Raw genomic sequence first — 7,528 nt, 5'->3', positions numbered from 1 at the left:
GAATCTCTGGGCTTGGGCCTCTATCCTCGGTCGGGATGGGTGCTGATCGGACACGACGGATCCCCGAGGCGACGGTGGCGCGGCTCCCGGTGTACCTGCGGAGCCTGGCCGAGCTGGCCGATGCCCGGACCACGACCGTCTCGTCGGAGCGCCTGGCCGACTTGGCCGGCGTCAACGCCGCCAAGGTCCGCAAGGACCTGTCGTACCTCGGCTCCTACGGCACGCGCGGCGTCGGCTACGACGTCGAGTACCTGCTGTTCCAGATGAGCCGCGAGCTCGGGCTCACCCACGACTGGCCGGTGGTGATCGTCGGCATCGGGAACCTCGGCCACGCCCTCGCCAAGTACCGGGGCTTCGGCGACCGGGGGTTCCCTGTGGCGGCCCTCATCGACGCCGACAGCGCCAAGGTGGGGGAGCGCATCGGCGACCTGGTGGTGCAGGGCATCGACGACCTCCCCGCCATCGTCGCCGAGCGGGGGATCACCATCGGCGTGATGTCGACCCCGGCGTCCGCCGCCCAGGAGGTCGCCGATCGCCTCGTGGCCGCCGGGATCCGGTCGATCCTCAACTTCGCCCCGGCGGTGATCACCGTCCCCGACGGCGTCTCGCTCCGCAAGGTCGACCTGGCCGTCGAGCTGCAGATCCTCAGCTTCTACCAGCAGCGTCGCGACGGCTCCGTCGGCAACGGGAGCGCGTCGGCGGCCGGCAACGGCAGCATCCTCCCCCCGTCGGTCGGGGCGGGGCAGGCCTGACGTGCCCGTCGAGGGCCCCCAGTACCCGGTCAACTTGATCGTCTCTGGCCACCGGTGCCTGGTGGTGGGCGGTGGCGCGGTGGCCGAGGGCAAGGTGGCCGGTCTGGTCGCGGCAGGTGCCCGGGTGCTGGTGGTCGCCCCCGACGTGCGCCCCTCGATCGAGGCCATGGACGGCGTCGCCGTCGAGCGCCGGCCCTACCGGCCGGGCGAGGTGGCGGGCCACCGGCTGGTGATCACCGCCACCGACGATCCGGCCGTCAACCGCCAGGTGTACCTCGACGGCGAGACCGCCGGTGTGTGGGTCAACAGCGCCGATGACCCGGCGAGCTGCTCGTTCACCCTGCCGGCCGTGGTGCGCCAGGGGCCGATCACGGTCACCGTCGCCACCGGCGGCCACAGCCCCGCGATGGCCACCTGGCTGCGGCGTCACGTGCAGGGCGAGCTCGGTCCTGAGTACGTGACCCTCCTCGACCTGCTGGCCGAGCGCCGCACCGAGCTGCGGGAACAGGGGGTCAGCACCGAGGGTTTGAGTTGGCAGGAGGTCCTCGACTCGGGGATGCTTGACTTGGTCAGGTCCGGGAACATCGCAGAAGCAAGGGAGCGGCTGCAGGCGTGTCTGTGATCGTTGTCGGAGTGAACCACCGCACCGTGCCCCTCGAGCTCCTCGAGCGGCTGACGGTGTCGGACGAGCGGCTGCCCAAGGCGCTGCACGACCTGCGCGAACGGGACGACGTGGCCGAGGCCGTGGTGCTCTCCACCTGCAACCGCACCGAGATCTACGCCCAGGTCGAGCGCTTCCACGGCGGGGTGGGCGACGTGCGCGACTTCCTCGCCGAGCTCGGCTTCCTCGCCCCCGAGGAGTTCTCCGACCACCTCTACACCTTCCACGACACCGCTGCGGTGGCGCACCTGTTCAGCGTGGTGGCCGGGCTCGACTCGGTGGTGCTCGGCGAGAGCGAGATCCTGGGCCAGGTCCGTACCGCCTGGGAGTCGGCCGTTGCCGAGGGCACCACGGGCACCGCCCTCAACACGCTCTTCCGCCACGCCCTCGAGGTGGGCAAGCGGGTCCGCACCGAGACCGCCATCGGACGCCACACCGCCTCGGTCTCGCACGCCGCGGTGGCCCTCGCCACCGAGCGCCTCGGCGGGCTCGACGGCCGCCGGGTCCTCGTGCTCGGTGCCGGCGAGATGGCCGAGGGCATGGTCGTGGCGTTGGCCAAGGCCGGCGTGAGCGAGGTGCTCGTCGCCAACCGCACCTGGGACCGGGCCCACGAGCTCGCCGAGCGCGTCGGAGGCCGGGCCGTCCGCCTCACCGACCTGGCCGCCGCCATGGCCCAGGTCGACCTGCTCCTGACCTCCACCGGCGCCACGTCGGTGCTCGTCGACCACGCCGACCTCGAACCGGTGGTCGAAGCCCGGTCGGGGCGCAACCTGCTCATCGTCGACGTGGCCGTCCCCCGCGACGTCGACCCGACGGCCGCCGACCTGCCCGGTGTGACCCTGCTCGACATGGACGACCTGCGCACCTTCGCCGACGCCGGCCTGGCCGAGCGCCAGCGCGAGGTCGCCCAGGTGCGCGACCTGATCGACGAGGAGGTGTCGCGCCACCGGGACCTGGTCGTGTCCCGCCAGGCGGCGCCGCTCGTCGTCGCCCTGCGGGAGCGGGTCGAAGAGCTCCGGGCCGCCGAGGTCGAGCGACTCGGCCGCCGCCTCGACGACGGCGAGCGGGCCGCCCTCGAGGAGGCCAGCCGCAGCCTCGTCGCCAAGCTGCTCCACGAGCCAACCGTGCGCGTCAAGGGCGCTGCCGGCACGGCCAGGGGAGAGCGCCTGGCCGACGCCCTGCGCGACCTGTTCGACCTCGACGTCTAGCGCCGCCCCGTGCTGCTCCGCGTCGCCACCCGCGGCAGCGCCCTCGCCCGCTGGCAGGCCGACCACGTGGCCGGTCTGCTCCGTGCCGCCCACCCCGGCGTCGAGGTCGAGCTGGTCATCGTCGACACCGTCGGCGACCGCGTGCAGGGGGTCCCGATCTGGCAGATCGGGGGCCAGGGGGTCTTCGTCAAGGAGGTGCAGGCTGCCGTGCTCGACGGCCGGGCCGACCTGGCGGTCCACTCGGCCAAGGACCTGCCCTCCAACCCGGCGCTGGCGGCCGAGGGGCTGACCATCGCCGCGGTGCCCGAGCGGGGCGACCCCCGCGACGTGCTCGTCGGCTGCCGGCTCGACGCTCTGGCGCCGGGCGCCACCGTGGCCACCGGGTCCACCCGACGCCGGGCCCAGCTGGCCGACGCCCGCCCCGACCTCACCTTCGCCGAGCTGCGGGGCAACATCGCCACCCGCCTGGAGAAGGCCGCCGGCTTCGGGGCGATCGTGATGGCCGCCGCCGCCCTCCAGCGCCTCGGGCTCGACGACCGCGTCGCCGAGATCCTCGAGCCGTCGCGGATGGTGCCCCAGGTGGGCCAGGGGGCCCTGGCGGCCGAGTGCCGAGACGACGACGCCCGCACCCTCGCCCTGCTGGCCGCCGTCGAGCATCGCCCGTCCCGCCGGGCGGTCGACGCCGAGCGCGGGTTCCTGGCCTCGCTCGGAGGGGGCTGCGAGCTGCCCGCCGGCGCGTACGCCGCCGACGCCGACGACGGTGCGCTCCACCTCCGCTGTCTGCTCGCCACCCTCGACGGTCGGGTGGTGCTGCGCGACGAGGTCGACATCGCCGCTGACGCCGACGCCGGCGCCGCCGGTCTGGCGCTCGGGCGCCGCCTGCTCGAGGCCCGCGGTGGACGGTCCCTGCTCGACGACGGCCTCGACCGGTCGGACGGGGCTGTCGGGTCGTGACCGTCTACCTGGTCGGCGCCGGGCCGGGCGATCCGGGCCTGCTCACCCTCCGGGGCGCCGAGCTGCTGGCCCGAGCCGACGTGGTGATCCACGACCGGCTCTCCGGCGCCGCCCTGCTCGAGCTGGCCCCGCCCACGGCCGAGCGGATCAGCGTGGGCAAGACCCCACGAGGGCCGAGCACCCCCCAGGACGACATCAACGCCCTCCTCGTCGAGCGGGGCCGTGCCGGCCAGGAGGTCGTCCGCCTCAAGGGCGGCGACCCCTTCGTGTTCGCCCGGGGGGCGGAGGAGGCCGAGGCCCTCGCCGCTGCTGGCGTGGCCTTCGAGGTGGTGCCCGGCATCAGCTCGGCGATCGGCGTGCCCGCCTACGCCGGGGTCCCCGTCACCGCCCGGGGGGTGTCGACGTCGTTCACCGTCGTGACCGGCCACGAGGACCCGTGGGCCTCGACGTCCACCGACTGGCAGGCGGTGGCCCGGGTGGGCGGCACGATCGTGGTCCTCATGGGCATCGCCACGCGCGCCGAGATCGCCGCCGCCCTCGTCGACGGCGGGCTCGACCCCGCCACACCCGTCGCCGCCGTGCGCTGGGGGACCCGGCCCGAGCAGCGCAGCGTGCGCACCACGCTCGGTCGCCTCGGTGCGACCGAGCTGGCGTCGCCCGCGGTCCTCGTCATCGGCGACGTCGCCGCCCTGGACCTGGCGTGGTTCGAGCGCCGGCCGCTGTTCGGACGCCGGGTCGTCGTCACCCGGGCCCGAGTGCAGTCGTCCGAGCTGGTGCAGCGCCTCACCAGCCTCGGCGCCGAGGTCGTCGAGCTGCCCACCATCGAGGTGGTCGACCCCGACGACGGCGGCGTCGCCCTGCGGCGGGCAGCAGCCGAGGTGGCGACCTACGACTGGGTGGTGCTCACCTCGGTCAACGGCGCCGAGCGCTTCTTGCCATTGCTTCGCGACGCCCGGTCCCTCGGGCCGGCACGGGTTGCCGCCATCGGCCCCGGCACCGCCGCCGCCCTCACCCGTCACGGCATCGCCGCCGACCTCGTCCCCGAGCAGGCGGTGGCCGAGTCGCTCCTCGACGCCTTCCCCGACCCGCCGGTCGCCCGCACCGGTCGGGTCCTGCTGCCGCGAGCGGCGGTGGCCCGCGACGTGCTGCCCGACGACCTCACCGCACGGGGGTGGGAGGTCGACGTCGTCACCGCCTACCGCACCGCCCTGGCCACGCCGAGCCCGGCCGCGCTCGAGGCGGCGGCGGGCGCCGACGCCGTCACGTTCACCTCGGCGTCGACGGTGGCCAACCTGCTCGAGGTGGTGGGACTCGAAGGCGTGCCGCCGGTGGTCGTCACCATCGGCCCGATCACGTCGGCCGCCGCCCGCGAGCGTGGCCTTGCGGTCACCGCCGAAGCCGACCCGCACACCATCGACGGCTTAGTCGCCGCGGTGCGCGCCGCGCTCGGCGACCGGGAGGGACCCCCTCGGTGACCGGACCCGAGCGCCCCGTAGGCTCCGGCCCATGAGCTTCCCCGCCCGCCGGATGCGGCGTCTGCGCCGCACCCCCGCCCTGCGCCGGCTGGTGGCCGAGACCCGGCTCGGCGTCGACGACCTCGTGGCACCGCTGTTCGTGCGCGAGGGCATCAGCGAGCCCCAGCCGATCGCCTCCCTGCCCGGGGTGGTGCAGCACACGCGCGAGTCGCTGCGGCGAGAGGTCGCCGCCCTGGCGGACCTCGGGGTCCCAGGCGTGATGCTCTTCGGGGTGCCCGCCACCAAGGACGCCGACGGCTCGGGGGCGTGGAACCGCGACGGCATCGTGCAGGTGGCCCTGCGCGACTTGGCCCAGGAGGTGGGCGACGACGTCGTGGTGATGGCCGACCTGTGCGTCGACGAGTACACCGACCACGGCCACTGCGGGATCGTCCGACCCGACGGCACCGTCGACAACGACGCCACCATCGCCTGCTACGCCCGCGCCGCGGTGGCCCAGGCCGACGCCGGTGCCGCCGTCGTCGCCCCGAGCGGGATGATGGACGGTCAGGTGGCAGCCATCCGCTCCGCCCTCGACGGTGCCAGTCACCTCGAGGTGGCGATCCTCGCCTACGCCGCAAAGTACGCGTCGTCGCTCTACGGCCCCTTCCGCGACGCGGTCGACGTCACCATCGCCGGGGGCGGCGACCGGCGGGGCTACCAGCAAGACCCCCGCAACCGGCGCGAGTCGATGACCGAGGTCGGCCTCGACATCGACGAGGGCGCCGACATGGTGATGGTGAAGCCGGCGCTGGCCTACCTCGACGTGATCGCCGACGTGAGCGCCTCGGTCGACCTGCCGGTGGCGGCGTACCACGTGTCCGGGGAGTACGCCATGGTGCGCGCCGCGGCCGAGCGGGGCTGGATCGACGGCACCGCCGTGGCCCTCGAGCACCTCACCAGCATCAAGCGGGCCGGCGCCGACGTGATCCTCACCTACTTCGCCCGCGAGGTCGCCGAGCTGTTGCGGGACGGATGGCGGACGTGACCGGGCCGACCAACGTCGAGCTGTTCGAGCGGAGCCAGCGGGTCATCCCCGGTGGGGTGAACTCGCCGGTGCGCGCCTTCCGATCCGTCGGCGGCACCCCCTACTTCGTGGCCCGGGCCGAAGGGGCCCACGTCTGGGACGTGGAGGGCAACCGGTACCTCGACTACGTCCAGAGCTACGGCGCCTCCATCCTCGGCCACGCCTCCCCCCGGGTGATCGAGGCGGTGCGCGAGGCGGCTCTGCGGGGCACCACCTACGGCGCTCCCACCGAGGGCGAGGTGCGCCTGGCCGAGGAGATCGTCGACCGAGTGCCCGGTGTCGGGCAGGTGCGCCTCACCTCCAGCGGCACCGAGGCGGCCATGTCGGCGGTGCGCCTGGCGCGGGGCGTCACCGGCCGCGAGAAGGTCATCAAGTTCGCCGGGTGCTACCACGGCCACAGCGACGCACTCCTGGCCGCCGGCGGCAGCGGGATCGCCGACCAGGGGATCTCCGGGTCGGCGGGGGTGACCGCCGGTGCGGTCGCCGACACCGTCGTGGCGCCGTTCAACGTGGTGCCCGAGGTGGGCGGCGACGTCGCCGTGGTCTGCGTCGAGCCGGTGGCCGCCAACATGGGCCTGGTCGCACCCGAGCCCGGCTTCCTCGAGGGCTTGCGCTCCGCCTGCGACGCTGCCGGCGCCCTGCTGCTCTTCGACGAGGTCATCACCGGGTTCCGCGTCGGCGTCGGCGGCGCCACCGAGCGCTTCGGCGTGCGACCCGACGTGTGGTGCTTCGGCAAGGTGATCGGTGGTGGGCTGCCGGTGGGCGCCTTCGGGGCCTCCACCGAGGTCATGGCGGCCCTGGCCCCGCTCGGCGAGGTGTACCAGGCGGGCACGCTGTCGGGGAACCCGCTCGCCACCGCTGCGGGCCTCGCCGTCCTGGCCGAGCTCGACGCGGGCGCCTACGAAGAGCTCGACGGCATCGCCGCGGCGCTCCAGTCGGTGCTGGACACGGCGCTGGCCGATGCCGCGGTCGAGGCCCAGGTGCCCAGGGTGGGGCCGCTGGTGGGGCTGCACTTCAGCGCCACGCCGGTGCGGGACTACGACGACGCCCGCGCCGGGGGCGATACCGGTGGCTACAAGCGGTTCTTCCGGGGGATGCTCGACCGTGGCATCGCCATGGCGCCCGGGCCCTACGAGGCGCTCTTCCCGAGCCTGGCCCACACCGACGCCGACATCGCCCGCACCGGCGAGGCCGCCGCCGAGGCCGCGGCCGAGATCTGAAGGGTGCCTGGCGTGATCGAACGCGAGCAGCTCGGGCCCGTCAGCGATGTGGTGGCGGCGGCGGTGGCCGACCTCACCGAGCGCCGGGCGGGGCCACGCATGTGGTCCGGCGACCACACCCTTTGGCAGGACGACCCCACCGAGGTCGCGGACCGCCTGGGCTGGCTGCACGTGGTCGACGACATGGCCGCC

General features: G+C 74.5%; 8 protein-coding genes. All 8 read left to right on the top strand.

The features are described from left to right. The first annotated feature begins 35 nt into the window (after positions 1-35). Entirely contained in the window at positions 36-752 is a 717-nt protein-coding gene (locus VMN58_03520) for a redox-sensing transcriptional repressor Rex (protein ID HUF32262.1), read from the top strand. A gap of 1 nt (position 753) precedes the next feature. Next, positions 754-1,374: a bifunctional precorrin-2 dehydrogenase/sirohydrochlorin ferrochelatase gene (locus VMN58_03515; protein ID HUF32261.1), complete on the top strand. Its 621-nt coding sequence runs from the start codon at positions 754-756 to the stop codon at positions 1,372-1,374. A gap of 11 nt (positions 1,375-1,385) precedes the next feature. Beyond that, positions 1,386-2,621, top strand: coding sequence for a glutamyl-tRNA reductase (gene hemA / locus VMN58_03510; protein HUF32260.1), 1,236 nt, complete (start codon positions 1,386-1,388; stop codon positions 2,619-2,621). A 9-nt stretch (positions 2,622-2,630) separates the two neighbouring features. Continuing rightward, positions 2,631-3,575 (top strand): hydroxymethylbilane synthase, encoded by a 945-nt coding sequence (gene hemC / locus VMN58_03505; GenBank protein HUF32259.1) that lies wholly within the window; start codon positions 2,631-2,633, stop codon positions 3,573-3,575. Further along, positions 3,572-5,050 carry a uroporphyrinogen-III C-methyltransferase gene (gene cobA, locus VMN58_03500; protein ID HUF32258.1) on the top strand — a complete coding sequence of 493 codons (1,479 nt, stop codon included), beginning with the start codon at positions 3,572-3,574 and terminating at the stop codon, positions 5,048-5,050. The genes hemC and cobA overlap by 4 nt, the downstream gene beginning before the upstream one ends. A gap of 31 nt (positions 5,051-5,081) precedes the next feature. After that, positions 5,082-6,077 carry a porphobilinogen synthase gene (hemB, locus tag VMN58_03495; GenBank protein ID HUF32257.1) on the top strand — a complete coding sequence of 332 codons (996 nt, stop codon included), beginning with the start codon at positions 5,082-5,084 and terminating at the stop codon, positions 6,075-6,077. Beyond that, on the top strand, positions 6,074-7,336 hold the full coding sequence (locus tag VMN58_03490; protein ID HUF32256.1) for a glutamate-1-semialdehyde 2,1-aminomutase: 1,263 nt from the start codon (positions 6,074-6,076) through the stop codon (positions 7,334-7,336). Before hemB ends, VMN58_03490 begins: the two co-directional genes overlap by 4 nt. A gap of 12 nt (positions 7,337-7,348) precedes the next feature. Continuing rightward, positions 7,349-7,528: hypothetical protein (locus VMN58_03485; protein HUF32255.1), on the top strand; the 180-nt coding region annotated here is incomplete at its 3' end.

Source organism: Acidimicrobiales bacterium, from assembly GCA_035512495.1.
Taxonomy (GTDB): domain Bacteria; phylum Actinomycetota; class Acidimicrobiia; order Acidimicrobiales; family CADCSY01; genus DATKDW01.
The sequence above is the reverse complement of the archived record's forward strand: the minus strand, read 5'-3'. Positions and strand labels throughout refer to the sequence as shown.